Annotated in this window: 3 protein-coding genes; all 3 read right to left on the bottom strand. The window is 43.6% G+C overall.

Going from position 1 to position 17,978, the window contains the following annotated elements; all coding sequences use genetic code 11:
* Positions 1–55: 55 nt before the first annotated feature.
* The 3 genes from ACTQ53_RS09910 to ACTQ53_RS09900 are packed head-to-tail and all read right to left on the bottom strand — an operon-like array spanning position 56 to position 17,699.
* Positions 56–14,950: an LPD38 domain-containing protein gene (locus tag ACTQ53_RS09910; RefSeq protein WP_441932893.1), complete on the bottom strand. Its 14,895-nt coding sequence runs from the start codon at positions 14,948–14,950 to the stop codon at positions 56–58.
* 10 nt (positions 14,951–14,960) lie between these two features.
* Complete coding sequence (locus ACTQ53_RS09905) at positions 14,961–16,409, bottom strand: hypothetical protein (protein WP_441932892.1); 1,449 nt, start codon at positions 16,407–16,409, stop codon at positions 14,961–14,963.
* Positions 16,410–16,412: 3 nt separating this feature from the next.
* On the bottom strand, positions 16,413–17,699 hold the full coding sequence (locus ACTQ53_RS09900) for a coiled-coil domain-containing protein (RefSeq protein WP_441932891.1): 1,287 nt from the start codon (positions 17,697–17,699) through the stop codon (positions 16,413–16,415).
* Between the last annotated feature and the right edge of the window lie 279 nt (positions 17,700–17,978).

Here is a 17,978-nt window from a genome sequence, read left to right as displayed (position 1 = left end):
AATAGCGGTAGGTTGTATCGCCTACCGCCACTTTTCTTTGTAGTTTATACGGATTCTAATTTAACTTATCCAAGTCATTCACAGCTTCCTGCATCTTTCGATTGATGTCTTCGTTAATCGACTTGATTACGTCTGGATTAGATACCTTGTTTAATTGTCTCTTCTTCTTAGAGATATAACTATCAGCAGCTTTCCAGATGTTATACGCCTTTCCTTCCTTGCCATGAGTAAAGTTGAACTTCTTGGCATTGTTCTCCATGTTCTTCAAAACATCAGGCGTATTAGTCTTCAACTGCTTGATATTATATTCAGTCTGCTTCAACTCGTCGGAATAGTTATACCATTTCGATCTAGTTCGCTGCATATCCTGACCCTCTTTTGGAGTATAGTTAAACACTCTGTAAAGAGGGATTTGATTTTTATCAAACTTTTCAAATTCATCAGAGAATCCCTTGCTGAATCCTTCTTCGTTCTTTGCTCCAGATACAACGCCCTTACCAATAGCTTCTAACGTTTTGTAAGTTCTGCCAATAGTTGAACCCATACCACCGGTGTAACTATCTATCAAATGTTGCCAAGCGTAAGGTGCAGTAAGATAATCAAGGGTTTCATTTCCCTTCATGTCTGCATTAGAACTATCAATACCATTTGTGCCTTGGTTAGCCCATTTATTAATACTCATATAAATATCATTGGTATTATCGTATGCCCTCTTCCATCTTGGAGCCTTATCTAGATAGTCGTAATCACGATAGAAAGGTCTGCCTGTCCAATCTCGATTGAAGGCAAGTTCCATGGCAGGAGAAATAGTTGTTGGCGTTACTGCAAGTAGCGCATCCTCTCCAAGTTCCTTAATGCTGCTGCTTGGCGAATGGTGTCCAAGGAAATCCGAGGCTGGTACTAATTGCGCCATCTGTCCCAAAATATCATAACCGATAGGTGTACTACTCTTCAACTTATCATTCACAACATATCCAGCCGCAATATCACCCAACCCGAAGAACGCTCTTAACTCGATGGCAATAGGAATAGTCTTAAAGTTTCCGTGTCCAGTATAGATACAGATGTTGTTTCTGCGTTTCCATTCTGGCAACTCTGCGTATGGGTCCTTCACGCCATTTCTGTCCTTCTCGTCCTCATTGTTAATCAGGAATTGATTGATTAAAGCTTGCGCAATGCCAAGTCCTAAAGGCAACATTCCGAATGATACGGCTGTGGTCTTCCATGCACTCTTGTAATTCTTGAAAAATAGGTTTGCACCTTGCACGCCAGCGTTATAGAACTGCGTATGATTCTTCATCCAGCTATTGAAGAAACCAAGAGATCTACGGAATATCTTATCAATATTACTATCTGTCGAAGTTTTCAATTTCCTGATGGCATCTCCAGAACCGTGCCGGTTGAAGTTTGTTGAAACCTCCTTGGCATCATATATGCTTCGACCGACGCTACGCCCGTGCTTCCGTGAAGTACAGTAAGTTGAGTAACGAGCTACGTTTTCGATGATCTCGTTGGCAGTCTCAATAAAGGTTCCACCTTCCTTAATTTTCTTGACAAACCAGCCATCTGCATCCTTGCTTCCTTTCTTGATCAAGTTATCATATTCATCTATAAGGCTTTCCAGTTTCTTGATTTGAACAAAACCAGTCTGACCGCCATTATCCATAAACTCCTTGAACATTCTTTCACGTTCATTATTTATATCAAGCTTACCGTCTCTATATTTACGGAACATAGTAAGATAGTTTCCGCTACCTTTTCCATTTTTGATAGAGATTATGTTTCCTGCATATTCTTTCAGGAAATCCTTGGTGTAGGCAAAGCCTTCCTTGGTAACATTGGCTGATGCAAATGTTAAGTCACGGAGCATATTAGACATCATGAAATCCGGATTCAGCGATGTGTTGAATTGTGCAATCTTTCTCGTAATCTTAGCATCAAATCGCGTTGCCACATTTCTGGTTCCTGAATCTTTCACAAGACCGTTGAGAGCTTGAGCTGCTCTTGGGTTGCCTTGGCAGACAAAGCTCCTTTTCTTACCTGCTATATACACATCTACAATATGTTCAGACTTATCCTTGGCACGCTGGAATTTAAAGCCAATGTTAGGATTTCTGCGTGAAATTTTTGCATCACCAGTAGCTTTCTTCGCTTGCATTGTGTCCTCAAAGTTTTGTAGGATATTGCTTATTTGCTGCTGTGTGGCGTTCTCTGGGATTTGAGGTGTAGCCTCTTCCCAAACTTCGTTTCCATCTACCACGTGCTTCTCTAGCCAAGGATTCACTTCAACAAAGATTTTATCTTTTGTATTACCAGTTTCATAGGCAGAAACAAATCTGGCAAAGTGTTGCTTTACTACATTCTTTCCTCCATTGATAAGCGAAGACTTTGCCATGGCAGATATTTGAGCCATAACATTAATGTCGCTCAAACTGCTTCTTCCCTTTGCTTGTGCTAACACAGGACCTACAAAGTTAGATGGGTCTCCCTTTTCTCCAATATAACCATACACATCTTCTGCAGTTGTATCATCAAACTTTCTGAGAGGCACGTACCATTGGAACATACCCTTTAGATAGTCTCTGTCAGAGTTATCAATAAAGCCGTTGTAGTATTCTTGATCGATAACGTAATCTGTTGCAGCCTTCTTCTTTGTCCAGAAGTCTTTCGCCAAATCGCTACCCATCTGGCTTTCTGCGCTCATCACGTTGTCAATGGCAAGCTTGTCGTCGTATGGGTCAGAGGTCTTGGCTATATTTTGCATACCATGGAATCCTGAATAATCGTGTTCGTCAGCTACAAAGTTAACGTCCACGTTGCTACGAATCCATTCGTCCATTTGTTCCAGGTACTCATCAAATCTGATGTTGCCTTTCTCTAGTTCGTCAGCCAAATCCTTCTGCTTGTCGTTCCAGTCCTTCATCAATGTCTTTGCTTTCGTAACATCGTCATTCATCAAATCACGAATTGCGTCACGAACAAAGAATACACGGTTACGCTCCAAACCGTGCTTGGTAATCATGTAGAGTTGTGCGTTTCTTAACTGCTCATCCTTATCGCTACCGCTCATGGTAGATACTACTTTCTTAAAAGAATCATCAAGAGGCTTCGTGTATTTTCGGTCATATTCTTCTGCCTTTTGCTGTACGATACTGTCAATGCGGTTCTGCGCCTGCAATGGATTGAAGGCAGAAGGAATATCCGTCCACGCATTCTTTTCACCAGAGATTATTTCCATAGCTTCTTGCAAAGACTGCATGTGATCAACAGTACTTTCCTTGAAAGCATAGAGTTTTGTTCCGAGTCTTCGGTTGTATTCCTCAATTTTAGATGCTGCCATAGGAGAGGTACGGAAATGCACCTTTCCATCTGTAGCCTCCTCGAAGTCCTTATGATTCAAGTCAAGCAGATAATCATGGTTCTTACCATCATTATCAAAGAACATTCCGTTTTTCTCCACGATGCTAGGCGTATTGTCTCTTTCCAGCTTATACAGCAAAGCATTTCTTCTGATAGCAAAGTAACCGTCACTCTCAGGATGCTTGGAGTAATTCTTGGCGAGCCACAAGAGATACTTGATATCCTTCGTGTTCGGCGCCACACGGTAGCCGATTTCTCTAAAGATATTTGCTACCTTGTTTTTCAGGTTATTCCAAAGACCATGCTCACCATGTCCATCTTCTGCCATTCTTGCAATAGCCTCTTCGATAGCATTTCTGTAATCGAATGGATTGTACTGCAGTTCCTTCATGACGAGCTTTTTTAGGTCGGCGTATTCCGGCTTATCAAGATTGAAATAAATATCATCAAGGAATTTGTCGTAGTTGTCGTTCCCGAACAGTTCACGCATTCCTTTATGACCCACGATTTCGTGCCATACTGTTTTCTCAGCTGTGTAGCTGTCATGTACGTTTGGCATATACAGCACAACTTCACCTGTGCGTTCATCGTACCATCCTTCTACCTTTTCACCATTTTCAAGTCTTGCCTTTGCCTCGGCATTGGTTACCTCTTCGACACTTTGCAACATCTTTACTTTGCCGCCTGTAGCCTTTGCAACCTTTGCAACATGCTTAACTACAGCAGGAGCATCCTTAGAAATTGATACGGGTGAATCGTTATCATTTCTAAAATAAGTCTCTTCATCTGTTAAATTTTTGCTTTCTTCAAGCAATTTCTTCCCAGAATCGTATGATTTCTCAACTCCATTTAGTAACTTTGCAACAGAAATAGAGTTGCTTGGTGTCATGTCCAAATGGGAACTGTCGGGTAATACCGCTGTGCCAGGAGTGTCAAGTAACTCATTTTCAGAGTTGTTGGTTGCACTGCTCAAAGGGAGACTGTCGGATTCGTTCGCTGTCTTGGAGCCTTCCAGCAACTCTATTTTTGTCACCTCATAACTATGAGGCTTGTTTTCTTCACCACCTCTGAACTCTTGCATGGTTGTTTTTACTCGGTACGTCTTTCCGTCCAATCGTACAGCACCATACAAACGATGAACCAAAATATTGTCACCGTATCCATTTTCTATGCTGCGATTTTCATTTTCATCCTTGTTGTAGTCTGGATGAATCTCTGCTTCGATACTCTCATGAATAACATCTGTAAGCTTTGGCAGAACAGATAAATGAACACCGAGATCATCACTCTTGCTAACCGCACTTGAAGATAGGTATTTATCAACAGCTTTCTTGCTAATAGTGTAAGGAGTTCCATCACGCATTGTTGGCAACTCAGATTTCCCTGTAGTTACAAGATTTTCTTTAGCCCATTTTCTTGCGTTTTCGATAGCACCTTCATTATTGCCCTTAAAGCTATGTTTTTCCACCGGCACAACATTAACGCTTTCCTTATTCAGGTTAGGCATAACAATGCCTTTTTCCTCTACTGCTCTGTCTCTTACTCCATCAAAGTTATCCTTGGAGTCTGAGAATGTCTTGCCTAGTTCCATACGGAAGTGAGTGCTGCTGTTATTCTTCGATTCTATGTATCTCTGCATTTCATCCTCAGTCATACCGGCAAGCTTGCAAGACAGTTTCTTCAACTCATCAAACACCGACTGCTTGTTTTCCTGATACTCCAGCTTTTGAAGCTCATCATATTTGGTATAATAGTTTGCCATCTTGTCTCTCCAGTAGTTCGGTTTGTCACTACCAGTGAAAGATATTCCGTAGTTCATCCAAGAACCAGTCAAAGAAACATCAATACCAGTCTTACCATAAGAAACGTTTTTCACGCCCTTGATTTCCATAATATCCTTGACAGCAGCCTTGGCTTTCTTCTGCATTTTGAGATTCGTATCAATGATACGATCAGGCATTTCAATATCTCGGAGGTCATTAAAGAAATCTTCAATCTTATCGTAATGACCGCTCAGATCAATCTTTTCAGGATAACCTGCCTTGCTTCTCAAAGCGGCATCGGAAATCTTATCCAATACAACTACTCGGCATGAAACTCTGGTTCCTGCCTGCTGGAAAAGGATATCAGGCAGATTTACCTCAGCACGCATGGCAACGTTCTTCTGCTCGTTATACCACTTGTCAAACTTCTTGTCTGTTGAGCCTCTAGGTATGATTGCTACGATACGACCACCTTCATCCAAGTGCTTGAAAGCCTTGTCAACATGCTGGATAGCCAATGCGCCAGCCTTGCCGAAAGGAGGATTCATTACAATTACATCGTGCTTGTTGTTCAGCGCATAATTCTCAAATGTATTATTCATGAATTTTCTGCCCAAGCCGCCAGCCATCAACTGCAACTTCGTGAAGAGACTTTGACTAGGTTCGATGCTTACCATTTCGTTAGTCTTAGGCACGTATCTTGCGATGGCTCCATGACCGGCACTAGGCTCCAATACAGAGTCACCTTCACCCAATCCTGCCCATTCTACCATCTTGTAACCAAGAGGCTCTGGGGTAGGGAAGTAGTCGCTACCTTCACGATTGTTCTTGTTTAGTTTCTGATTGCTGTAATAATCAAGCACCGCATTATCGAATGGATCATTCTCACTTGGTGTTGCTGCATCAAATTCCTTTCCACCTACACCCTGGTTCTCTACCGGTACAATACCGCTATGTTCCAAGATACCTTTAGCGAAACTGTCACGCAAGTTTCTTGCCTGACTGCCCAATGCAAGGTTCTCGGTAGTACTTACCTGATTATTGAACTTTTCTCCAAAAAGCATCATTTCAGAGTTGAGACCCAAGATAGGGTACTCGAAGATGGCATTACTCATGTTACCGATACGGTAAATGCGACCTTCAATCTGTAAGGCTGTGATAGGACTCTGAGGCAATGCGAGGGTGATACAGACACGCTGGTGCTTGCTTGTGGTATCATGAAGTGATATTCCTTCCTTTCCAGAAGCTTCCTGAATCACGATGATATTCTTTCCGCTATCGTCATCATTAAAGGTATCAACCGCCTTATCCTTCACCTTCTTGCTTTCCTTTCCGCTGAAGAACAACACATTTTTCTCGCCAAACACCTTGGCAATCTGTTCTCTTGGCATACTGTAGTCAAGAGTCTTCTCCCATTCCAGAAGGTCTGCATACTTGTTTCGGAACTCGGTGCATTCCTCGATGTATTCATCACGCTCCTTTCCTGGTTTCATCATCTTGATCTGCTCGTTTGCAACTCTAAGCATGTAAGCAAATGGAGCCTCCAAAGGTTCCTTGCTCTCTACACGGCGATGGAAGATAACAACCTTTCTGCCCAAATCCAAGTGCTGTTTGATTCTGTCAATGGCAGCAGACACTTTCATAGTCTCGAAAAGGGCACTGCCATAGTTGTAATCACCAATGGTCTTGCTGTACGCATCATGCAGATACTTTGTCTTCAATGTGTCCTGCACTGCATGATTGAAATCCTCGGCATGATCAGGAGCCACGGTAGGGAAGTCTCTAGAGTAATCGTAAGGGCTATCAATGATTCTTCCGCTCATTGTTCCAAGTGTGTTCTGCAAGTAATCAGAGAAGGCAACTTCCTGCTTGGCTACGGCATCCGGGTTACTGATGCTCTGCTCCAGACGATGGTAGCGGAACTTGTATGCTGCGCCAAAGTGATTAAGATAGAACTGGGTTCTTCCACCCATTCCTCTCTCGTCCGTTTCTGGGTACTTAAAGATGTATCCCTCAACATAATCAAGATTCTCTCTGGTATTGAAAGGTGTAGCAGACAGGAATATGGTCTTTGTGTTTTTCCACGAGTCCTTTGCCTGCTCTTTCAGTTTAGGCTCTACCTTATTATATGCATCTCTTGCCTTGATGAAATCCTGATATGCTTTTCCAAGCTTAGGGAAAGTCATTCCGTCTGCTGGAGCGAAGTTGTTCAATTCCCTTGGAAGACTCTTCAATGTAGCATTCACTACATCCTTATCTGTTGCACTTGGGTGACTGTCCTTATATTCCTTTTTTATGCGGTCGATTTCTTTCTGTCTCAAAGCATTGAATTTTTCAGCAGCACCATTCATTTTCTGAAACTCAGGGTTGATGCTCTGCAATCTCCGAAAACAATGATTCTCGTCACGATTGGTAACCATGTAGTGCTGCATACTTCTAGCCGTTTCAGTACCCTTCTTGTTTTCCATAATACGGTGACACTCGTCATAGATAACTGCATCCCATTCTGTTTCAAGAAGTTTCTTATTCAGACCAAAGTTTGCAAATGTAGTGATTACCATTCCTTCTCCATTCTCGGTAGTAGCGGTTGTTCCACGTTCCTTCGCCCAGGAGTCAAGATCTTTAATATCCAATCCAAGATTTTTTCCGTCCTTTATCCAGTCGGAAACCTTCTTCTGGCTAGGCGTAATAAAGAGTATTCTTCCTTTACCCTGCTTAGCCAATCGCTTAGCAATGCCAAGACCTGTGTATGTTTTTCCTGTACCAGTACCATTGGTAAACAGATAGCCCTTACCGTAAGCGTGTTCACGGTCAGTATGTTCCTTTCCGAAGAACTGAGTTTCAGCCTTCAATACGTCTTCCTGCTGCTGAGGCAAGAGATAAGGCAAAGTCTCCTCAATGTTCTTCATGTTGCCCACCTTCACTTCGATTGGCTCGGCTTCCATCTGTCTCTTATACTTCTCTTCAAGAGGCTCTTTGAGCTTCTTTTTCAGCTGCTGGTTTCCATAGATGCTGCTCCACTCTCTGATTGTATGGGTCTCGCCATCCATTTCGTAAGGAGTATTCCAATAGTCTTCAATGAATCTGTCAATATCATCATCACTAAGACCTATCATTTTCAGCTCCTCGCCTTCCTCGGCAAGCATGGCAGCTTTCCACTCGTTGAACTTGTAGATACCCTCCTTAATCTTCAAGACGGCACCATTAAGGTGCATCTTGAACAACTCTGGCAGCATTTCTATCTGCTCAGGTGTGAGGTTGAGCTTCTTGAAAGGAGTCAGGGCAATCTTGGCATAGCCTTGCCCTGCCTTCTTCCATCTATCCCAGAAGTCTTTCTTCTTCTTCTCGTAGTCAGCTCTTTCCTGCTTTAGCCGTTCTGCTGTGCTATCTGGGAAAGTAGTTCCTTGCTTGGCTGTAGGCTTCCGTCCTGCATTCGTGTCAGCAGGTCTTTTGCTGCTTTCACGTCCACTTCCTCCAGATACATGTCCATTTCCGCTAGCTGAACCGCCTCCGTTGGTGTCAGAACTTCCGGCAGGTACTGCGCCCATTCCGGATGAATTTCCTTCACCTTGCTTATTGCCTTGTTCTCCAGCAGATAGAGTAGTGTCGTTCTGATCACCCTCTCTGCCATTTCGCTCTCCGGGTGCAGCTTCGTTGCCTGCTCCTCTATCCACTGGTCCATCAGGTCTTCCGCTTTCTCGTCCTCGTCCCAGTCCCAATCCTTCGCCGCCTGTAGTATCGGAAGCATCCAACTGTGTTCCGTTTTCTGTTCCGCTATTGCCGGAAACATTCTCATGTCGATTTCTAACATCGTTCCAAATTTTAAAGTAAGATATTGCGTTAATGATATTGCCCTTGTCGCCACGCAAATATGCGAGTGCGGCAGGTATCAATTCTTTATTTTCCTCAGAGGTCAGTTCATTAATCTCTGATTCTGTGAGAGGGTTCTTTGAAGAAACAGCTTCTCGTTCCTCCAAATCCATCTGTTCCCAAGGCTTGTCGATTATCTCAGCTTCTGCCTTTCCGATTTCCTCGGCAATCTTCTTGCGTCTCTGTTCAAATCCCATACCCTGCGCCTTGTACTTCTCGTTCAAGAGGTTTCTCAGCTTGCCCGCTGCGTGCTTGATTTCGTCAGTGTTTCCTTTCTTCTTGGCTTCCTCGTATTCCTGTCGAGCCTTGCCGATTTCAAGGTTTCGCTTAAACTCGGTCTTCTGCTTCTGCTCTTCATGAAATGCGTTAGCTGCATTCTCTAAAGCTTCCATAGGGTCAGCGGACAATTTCTTGGAATCTTTCTTGACGGAATCCTTTGCTGATTCAAGTTCATTTTTCCACATATCAGCCACAGATGCCTCGTCAAGAACACCGGTCATGTTCTGATGATCTTTATACGTAAATTCAAATTCATCTTCCGCTGCTTTGATTTCCTTTTCGCTCTTAGCTTCGCTTAAAGCCTTTATGTATTTCTCCTTAGCCCTACCAAGCTTTTCCTGATGATCTCTAATTTCCTTTGGGGTAAAGCCTACAGAATTTGGCTTGTCTTCATCCTCAGATTTTACTCTTCCTTCTCCTGCTTCTGCTGGTTCATTTCCTCCTGATGCTTCCTGTTTAGGTTCTTCAACGCCTGAAACATCATTGCCTCTTTCATTTTCTGAATGTCCTGTTCCATAATCTTGCCATTTTTTAAAGTCCAAAAATTCTTTTATCAACTCTGGTTTGGTAGGTGCTTCACCGAATACATTTCCCTCGCCAGTATTTCTTGCTGCAGCGATACGGTTATACTCATCAAGCAAATCCCTGAAATCTGCGACCTTTCCTTCCAGAGCCAAAGCCATCATCTGAGAGATAGAAGGGTAGCGCTTAGCTGCATCCTCAACGAACATAGATGGTGTTCTAAGCAACGTATCAACCTTATTGCCACCCTGTCTTGCTTCATAGAGCAATTGGACAGCCTGATCTATCTCATCACGAAGAGAGAACTCGCCCAGCTTCATGTTATCCATTACCGAGCGGATAGCGTTGATAGCCTTGTTCTTCACCGTAGAGTCGATGCCCAGCATTCTGATAGTCTCAGGCTTGAAGATAGAAACCAGAAGAAGGTTCTTCACATACTCCCTGCCTTGTGCTGAAAGTCGCTCAGGACTATCCATCATCTGTGCTACCTCGTTCTGTCCGATGATACCTTTATCTACTAACGTCTTTACCAAGTCATTTATTGCCTTGGAATTGTTAAAGAATGCTTCAAGAGAACCATTTCCCTCAATCTCTGCAACAATCGCTCCTACCTCGTCAGAAGTCAAGGTCTTAGCATTCTTAACAGCCTGTTCTGTATTACTTTCGCTCTTTGTCTCTTTCTTGTTAAACAAGTCGAATGTCTTACTGTTGAGTGGAAGCTTCTCGTCAGGAACAAAGTAAACAATACCTTTGAATCCAGCTCCATTAATCTGTTCTGTAGTCCAACCGAAACCTTCTGCATTATCCTCCAAATCCTCATAGTACTTACTGTCTTTTCCGGCTTGCTCTGCCAGTTTCTTACCCATTACAGTACCGTTACCGCTAAGAGTAATACCTTCCTGTACGACTGGAACGTTCTTCAAGGCAAGTCCATTGAAATCATTTCCTATCTTCTGCGTAAACAGACGTGACTCCTTATCCCGGTAAGAACGAGAATTGGAAGATGTTCCATCTTCGTTAACAGGGAATCCCTCGCTTTGTTTGAAGTCGTTGAATGGATCATGCGAAGTGGTAAGACCAGAAGTTTCACCATAATAATATGTACCACGAATCTTCGTTCCATCTGCTAAGGTTATAGAACCTCTTCTACCTTTAATCTTTTTGGAAGCCTCGAATCTTTCTTTTACTTTAGGTGAAACCACACCAGCTTCCTGCGCTACACCATCAGCAGCTCTTTCTGGTTCAACTGGTCTTTCCACAGTCTCAGCAACCTTCTTGGCAGTCATAGCCTTCTTGATATTCTGAGCGTGGTCCAGCTGCTTCTTGGCAGCTTCAACGGTCTTTTTCTTCAAAGCCTCCTGCTCCATGATGTCGTTAGGCTCGGCTGTATAGTCCACCTTCATCTTCTCGGCATCCTTCAAAGCCTTCTCCGCTTTCTGAATCTGTCCGTCCACAACCTTCTCGGCATTCTCACCGAAGTCCTCAGTAAGAATCTCAGCACTCTGCTCAGGAGTCATACTAGCATAGTCTGGCGTAGGTCTTCCCTTGCTGTCCGTATTCATAGGAACCTCTGTGCCATCGGTAAACTTTCGGGTCTGCTGAGGCTGCTCTTGTGGTGCTAAGTCCTCATTTGTGGTATTATTTTCGCCAGATGTGGTATAAACTTTTGTTAAAGTGGTATTATCTTTTGTTAAATCACCCTCTTTTGTGGTACTATCTTCCGATTTTGTGGTATTATCTTGTGGTGCCTCTTGCTTATTTGGCTGAGGATTTGCAGCATCCAACATAGCCTGCTCCTGTGCCGACTGATTGTACGGCTCAGAGTTCTTCATCTGCAATCTCTGACGATATTCTGCAGTAAACTGGTCGATAGGCTGGTTTTGGAATAGAGTAACCTCATCTGCCTTCACATATACCATTTCATTTGTATTAGGGTCGAAGCAGACAAGCATATCACCGCTTCCTTCCTTGGCTCTACCTGTAGTCTGGTCGAATGCAACATCACCCGAACCAACAAGAAGTGTTCTTCCGTTGCTGTCCTTCACATACAAAGCCTGCTCGCCATTCATCGCCTGACCGTTCAAGGTTCCATGATAGCTCCAATCCTGAGCAAAGACTGATACGGTCTCCTCAATCTTCTGCTTGGTAGCTTCCTGCATACCCTGCACTCTAGCGTTCGCATTAATATAATGGGCAAATGGTTCAAGCTGCTCTACGGTCAAACCACCCTGCTGAACCATCCAATCATAAATCTGAGGATTCGTTAAGCCTTGGCTCTGCAACTTCTTAAAGTTCTGGCTGAATATATCGTTGTCTCGGATCAGCGCATCCATTTCAGCCTCAGCCTGTCTCAGTCCGTTCAGTTCCTGCTTAACTGCATCACCATTCGGATGCTCGGTTCCAAGACTGTTATCCTCGGCAACATCCTTTCCGTTGAGATTACTCTGCTCAGCATGAACCTTACCATCAGGAAAAGCTTTTGATTCCAATGCACGGCGAAGCTCTACACATACATTCTGCTCGAAATCTGTTCGTTTCATAGGATTCTTTTTCATGGCTTTGATGAGGTCCTCACTTTTCATTCCGTTACGGACGGCTACAGAATCAATGGTTTTCAGAACAGTTCCTTTTTCTGAGTTCAAGGCAAAGAGTGAAAAATCTCTGAAAACATGAGAACCTTCATTGCCCATATTTGTTACCAGACTGTTGACATCTGGGCCTAGCTTCTTCATGTTTTCCATAAAGAAGTCGTTCTGTAGCTCATAGTTGTTTCTGTCCTGTCTAGCAAGCAAGCCCATTGCGTTATACAGACGTTGATTTTCCCTTACGATATTGTGCTTATAGACTACATTGTCTCTATCTACTTTACTATCATAAGGAATCTTCGACAAGAGTTCACCTTTGGCAGAATACTCGTTCACGTACTTGCGCTTTCCTCTCAGCAATCCGTCCTTCACATAATCCTCGCTAGAGTATGTGATATAGTCCATCATCGGGCGAGCCGATGGCATGATTCCGGTAACCATGGCTGAGAACTTAGCCTTGGCATCCCAAGAAACCTTAGGGTCTGCCATAATTTGGTCATAAGTATTCTTGATCATGGAAGCATCTGTTTCCAGATATGGATCATCATAGCTTACCTTCTTATTCTTTGTTCTTTTTGCGTAGCTGACAATATTCTCTCCGTCAGGCATCAAACCATTCATAGCGCCGGAAGAAAATATCTGATTTCTCTCATCCTCCGTCATGAGGAATCTTGATTCCTTAGCCTTGTCTGATGTAACGAAATCCTTGAAGTTTGCAATGGTAGAACCAAACCATCCCATATCTTCTCCCTTCTCGTTCTTTCTTCCACCTTTCAAACCACCGATGGCATGCTGCAATCTGAAACCTATAGCTGTAGGAAGACTCTCCATAGTTCCATTCCACAAATCAAACTCGATAGGTTTTCCGTTGGCATCCGTTCTTCCTTCAAGTTTTCCTGATACATATCCACCAAGATACATACCCATAGCTTCCATATAGGTCTTTCCTGACTCCAAGCCGATTTTTGCAGTAGCTCTTCCTGTATTTCCCCAGAATGAGCCTCCCTTTACAGCTTTCAGACCTATGCTTCTTCCTACTTCACTTAGAGGAATACCTGCCAGACTCATAGTAGCAAAGTTTACTGCTCCAGTCGTACCGCCCTTTACTGCAACCTTCAAGGTGTTTCCAAGAGAAGTGTCTTCGCCAGTAGAATAGTTCTGAATAACAGAGCCTGTAGAATCGAACACAAAACCGGTAACGCCGCCGCTTGTCACAACCTGCGCTCCCTTTGCCATCAATCTCTGTGCAAGGTTTCCGTTAGCCATCAATGCCGATAGCTTGGTACTGTTACCAATCAGCTTTCCTGCAACCTTTCCACCTGCGCCAGCTGCGCCCTTAAATACAGGGTCGGAAACCATACCTGCCACATCAGCAACCACGTTTTCTACGGTGCTACCTTTATAATAAGGATTCTCGCCAGCTGCCGTTGCAGCAGAAGCACGTTCATGCATAACTCTCTGTCCACGTGTCTGTGTAGCGAGCCTAAGCAATTGTCCTGTTAAGTTTGAATCAATAAACCTATTTGCCACATTGTCAAGCATGTTCTTTGGTAGAGCTTTCTGATATTCAGATTGCTGCAAAGTTGCTGCCAGCCTGTCCTTCAAGTGTGGTATGATAGATTCTATGTAGGCTTCTGGTGTTACTCCAAGACGAGCAGCTTCGTTATCGAGCTTTGCCACGAAGCTAGGATTTTGAAACAGCTTTAGAAAACCATTCCTTGCGTTGTCTGTCAAGTTCTTTGTCATTGCATCAGGGTCAACTTCCTTATTGTAAGCCATTCCCTTAACCATCAAGCCCATTCCACCACCTGCTCCAGCTTGCAAAGGAACACGATTAGCAGCATCCAAGCCTCTCTGTGCAGCCGCATTCTGCTCGCCAAGCACAGCATTATTGATATAATCTCCCAAGTTTGCATCAACAAACCTGCTTGCGGAATCGCTCATTTCCTGCTCAATCTCACCCATAGGCTTCATCACTCCGACGGTTCCGTTGTCTATCATCGGCTGACTCTGTCTGCGGTACTCATCATTTGCAATATGGTCGCTCGCCGTCTGAGCAGCCTGCCTTCTTACATGCTGATTCTGCTGATACACCTGCTGTGTAGCCTTTGGTGAAGTATAATCAACTGAATAGTCTGGTCCCTTCTGTGCATTGTCAATTTCATAGAGAGAACGAACGAAAGGAGATGCCTTTGCCGGCACGTTTCTCAGTGGTCTACCCATCTGGCTCTGCGGTCTGTGAAGATAATCAACAGGCTGCTTCGTCTGCTTTCCCTTCTGATACTGAGCCGCCACTTCCTGCGCTCTCTGCTTTATAGTCTTTGGCTTCTCGTAATGCTCTTTCTGGTAAGCCTTCATAGTGAAAAGATTAAATCCTTCCTTCTGGGCAGCGCCAACATCCTTTACAGATACGTGGCCACGATCACCTGTCTTTCGGTTTACAACTTCAAACCTCGCATCAGGATAAGCTTTTGCGAATCCTTGTGGGTCTGCGTCATAATCACTCTTCCAAACCGTATGCTTGGCACCCGATTTGTCTCTAAAGATATACTTTAATATATTATCTGGCATAAGTTAATAATTAATCTACGTGAAACTTATTCTTTGTCGTATGACTCTTTGTAGTCTTGTCCTTGTTGCCCTTCTGAGTAATAGTAACAACGCTACCTCTTGTTGCCTTTGGAGCCGATGTCGTACTTGTCTCATTATACATATAATGATTCTTTAGCATAGTTCTGAAAGCATCGCCCTTCTTGCCAGGCATATTTGCAGCATAGGCAATCCAGTAGTTCTGTAAGTCGTTGGCATTCTTTGTGTCACCAGTACTTACGTAGTTAGTCCAAGCATCAAGATTCGTCTTATTGATATAGCCGTTCTTGATCAAGTGCTGAGTAATCTGCTTCTTCTCGATAGCGTTTAGATCATACGTTCTGTTCAAGTGTCCTGTTGGAGAGGAGAGATTGGTAAGCTTGCCGCTCTTTCCACCGCCGCCACCAGAAGCAATAGAATGAGCCAATCTTGTTCTAGCCATGTTATTCCTCTCCTGAGCAAGAGCGATACGAATAGCACCTTGAGACTCAGAAACTTTATTATGTCTTGCAGTCTCATTGAACTTTTTGGTAGAAAGTTCGTGATTGAACTTGTCATTATCAAGCTGTCTCTGCAATCCTGCGGTCTTGAAGTTTCTATTGAACTCATCGTTTTTTGCCGCACGCTCTTCCGCTTTCTGCTTGTAGACGAGTGTAGCCTGCTGGTAAGCTCTCTGTGCTTCTGCAGCTCGTTCCTTCAAGCTGAGATTAGCCTGCTTGTAAGCCGCATCTGCATCAAGTGCAGCCTGCTTCTGTCTCTGAGCCTTACGGTTCTGATAACCCTGTTCCATCATGGCAGTAGGGTCGTTGAACTGCTGCAAAGGAGCACCCTTGGAAGTATTCACGATATTTCCTATGTGACGGATGGCATCGGCTAGTGTAGCCATCATTTCCATGTTTCTGGTTCTGCGTCTGTCATACTCATCAGGGGTTTCTCCTTCTCTCATTCCCGGTCTCTTCTTTGGTATGAGACTGCCAAGCCACCCGAAGAAACCACCGTCCTTCTTGGATGGGTCAGACTGGAATGCCGGCGCTTCATGCTTCTGGGATGCTGCTGCACCTGAAAGGGCAGAAGAAAGGGAATCATATCTTGGTGTTCCGTCTGCATTCCAACCGGTAGGTTGCTGAGGCATATTCGTGAAGTCTGTAACAGGATCTTCCCCAGTCTGTACTGGCTGAACAGGCTGCGCTGGCTTAGGAAGAACCGAAGGTGCTTCATACTTTCCTACAGCGCCACCATTCGGCTGAAAGAAATTCATACTCGTTGGCTGAGGGGCAACTGCAGGAATCTGCCCGTTAGGAGCTCCCTGCATAGTCTGGTTCATAACCTGATCGTAATCAGGATGCTTCGTCCTCATCATGTCCTGAACAGCCTGAGAATACCCACTAATCGTAATGGGTGTATTCTTAGGCTGCTGTGTATTCTGATTAGTTACTGGCATATCTTACTTCTCTGATTTAATAATAATTACACCTGTAAGGTCAGCGCCTTCCTCTGCAATATCAACCCCAACCATCTGGTCGCTGAATTTCTTATCAGGATGCTTGGATGCGTAATCTGCAATGGTATTGAGAATCTGCTGGGCAGCATCGTATGCGCCTTTGTACCACACATATTTCTTGTGCTTTTCCTTCAACTCCTTGCCCAAGTCTGCAATCACCTCGTCCTTCTCTGCAATCACCTTCTCTTTGTAAGCGAGAGCACTCTCGGCACTCTTCAAAGCCTGAGCATCAATCTTGTCAACAATCTTATTGGCAAGCTTCTCTCTCAACTCCTCGTTCTCCTTCATGTACTTCTGGCATACCTCGGTCAGATTCTTCTCACGAATCTTTGAAAGGCGAAGTTCCTCTGCAACGTCAGACAAAACAGCGTTCTTATCCTTTAACATCTTTTCCAAATCCACATTCTCGTAGAACACCTTAATCTTTCCTCTTAGGTGTCTAGAACTTTCCTTTCTCAACTCCTCAATATTCATGTTCTTCTTGTGGATAGCCTTGTTGAGTCGGGTAATCTCCTTGCCGAGACGCTTAATCTGTTTTAGGTTGTATTTCTCGTTATTCTCTTTGCACTCATATAAAACCGCAACCTGGTCCTTCAGGCGCTCGTTCTCATCGGTAAGCTCTACAATCTTCTTGTATTTTTCTTTCAGCTCTCTAGTAGCGTGAGCCAACCCTTCAAGATTCAAATCGGAATTTTTGATTCTTCTATTCTCTGCTTTCAATTCACGAAGTTTGTCTCCTACAGAATCAAGAATATCTGCATACTTTTTGCATTTATCCCTCAAACTTTCAATCTCCTTTGCCTGTTCATCCAACAAAGCATCGTTGAACTGGGAGGCTGATTCTTCAAGGGCAGGGTTTTCACTTATATTTTGGTTATATTTCCGATTAAATTTTATGCCTCCTGCTGAGATAAAAATAGGACCAGGAATAAGCTCGCCGCAATGTTCAATGGATTTATTTCCAGATAAATCGCCTTTGATGCTGTTCTCAGCAGAACCTGGAGCCTTGGTATTCTCTTCGTGCTCCTTCTTCAAGCGAGCCTTACGTGCATCAAATCGGTTTGCTTCCATATAAATGTCGTAACCGGCAGTACTAACAACCTGCATGGCTTCACAAATGTCAGGAGCTTCGTTTTCGATAAAGAAATCAAAAACAGTTTGAGGTTTTCCGATTTTATCAACGATGAAACCTTCCTTCTTCAATATCTTCTTTGCTTCTTTTAATGTCATAATCTATCTTGTTTTAATATTTAATCTTTTTAACACTTTCCGAAAATTTAGGGGTGGGGGAAATCGGAAAACCGAAATCCAAAATGAGGGAGATTGTCTGAAAACCCATAGCAGCCAAAATGTCTCCTAATATTTCTTATTGTTAACACTTTATCTTTGCTTTTCTCGAAATATTTTCGTAACTTTGTAGCTATCAAACATTTATCGCTTATGAAGTACATTAAAGGTGAAGATAGAAGACAATACGTATTGTTTCCGGCTTGTCTGGACGAGTACATC

It is taken from the genome of Prevotella sp. Sow4_E9_plate (genome assembly GCF_052116205.1).
Classification (GTDB): domain Bacteria; phylum Bacteroidota; class Bacteroidia; order Bacteroidales; family Bacteroidaceae; genus Prevotella.
Note: the sequence above shows the minus strand (reverse complement) of the source record. Positions and strands in the feature narration are given on the sequence as shown.

Excerpts from the sequence above, each read along its gene's own strand:
- ACTQ53_RS09910 (WP_441932893.1), bottom strand. The coding sequence starts at position 14,950 with ATGCCAGATAATATATTAAAGTATATCTTTAGAGACAAATCGGGTGCC.
- ACTQ53_RS09905 (WP_441932892.1), bottom strand. The coding sequence starts at position 16,409 with ATGCCAGTAACTAATCAGAATACACAGCAGCCTAAGAATACACCCATT.
- ACTQ53_RS09900 (WP_441932891.1), bottom strand. The coding sequence starts at position 17,699 with ATGACATTAAAAGAAGCAAAGAAGATATTGAAGAAGGAAGGTTTCATC.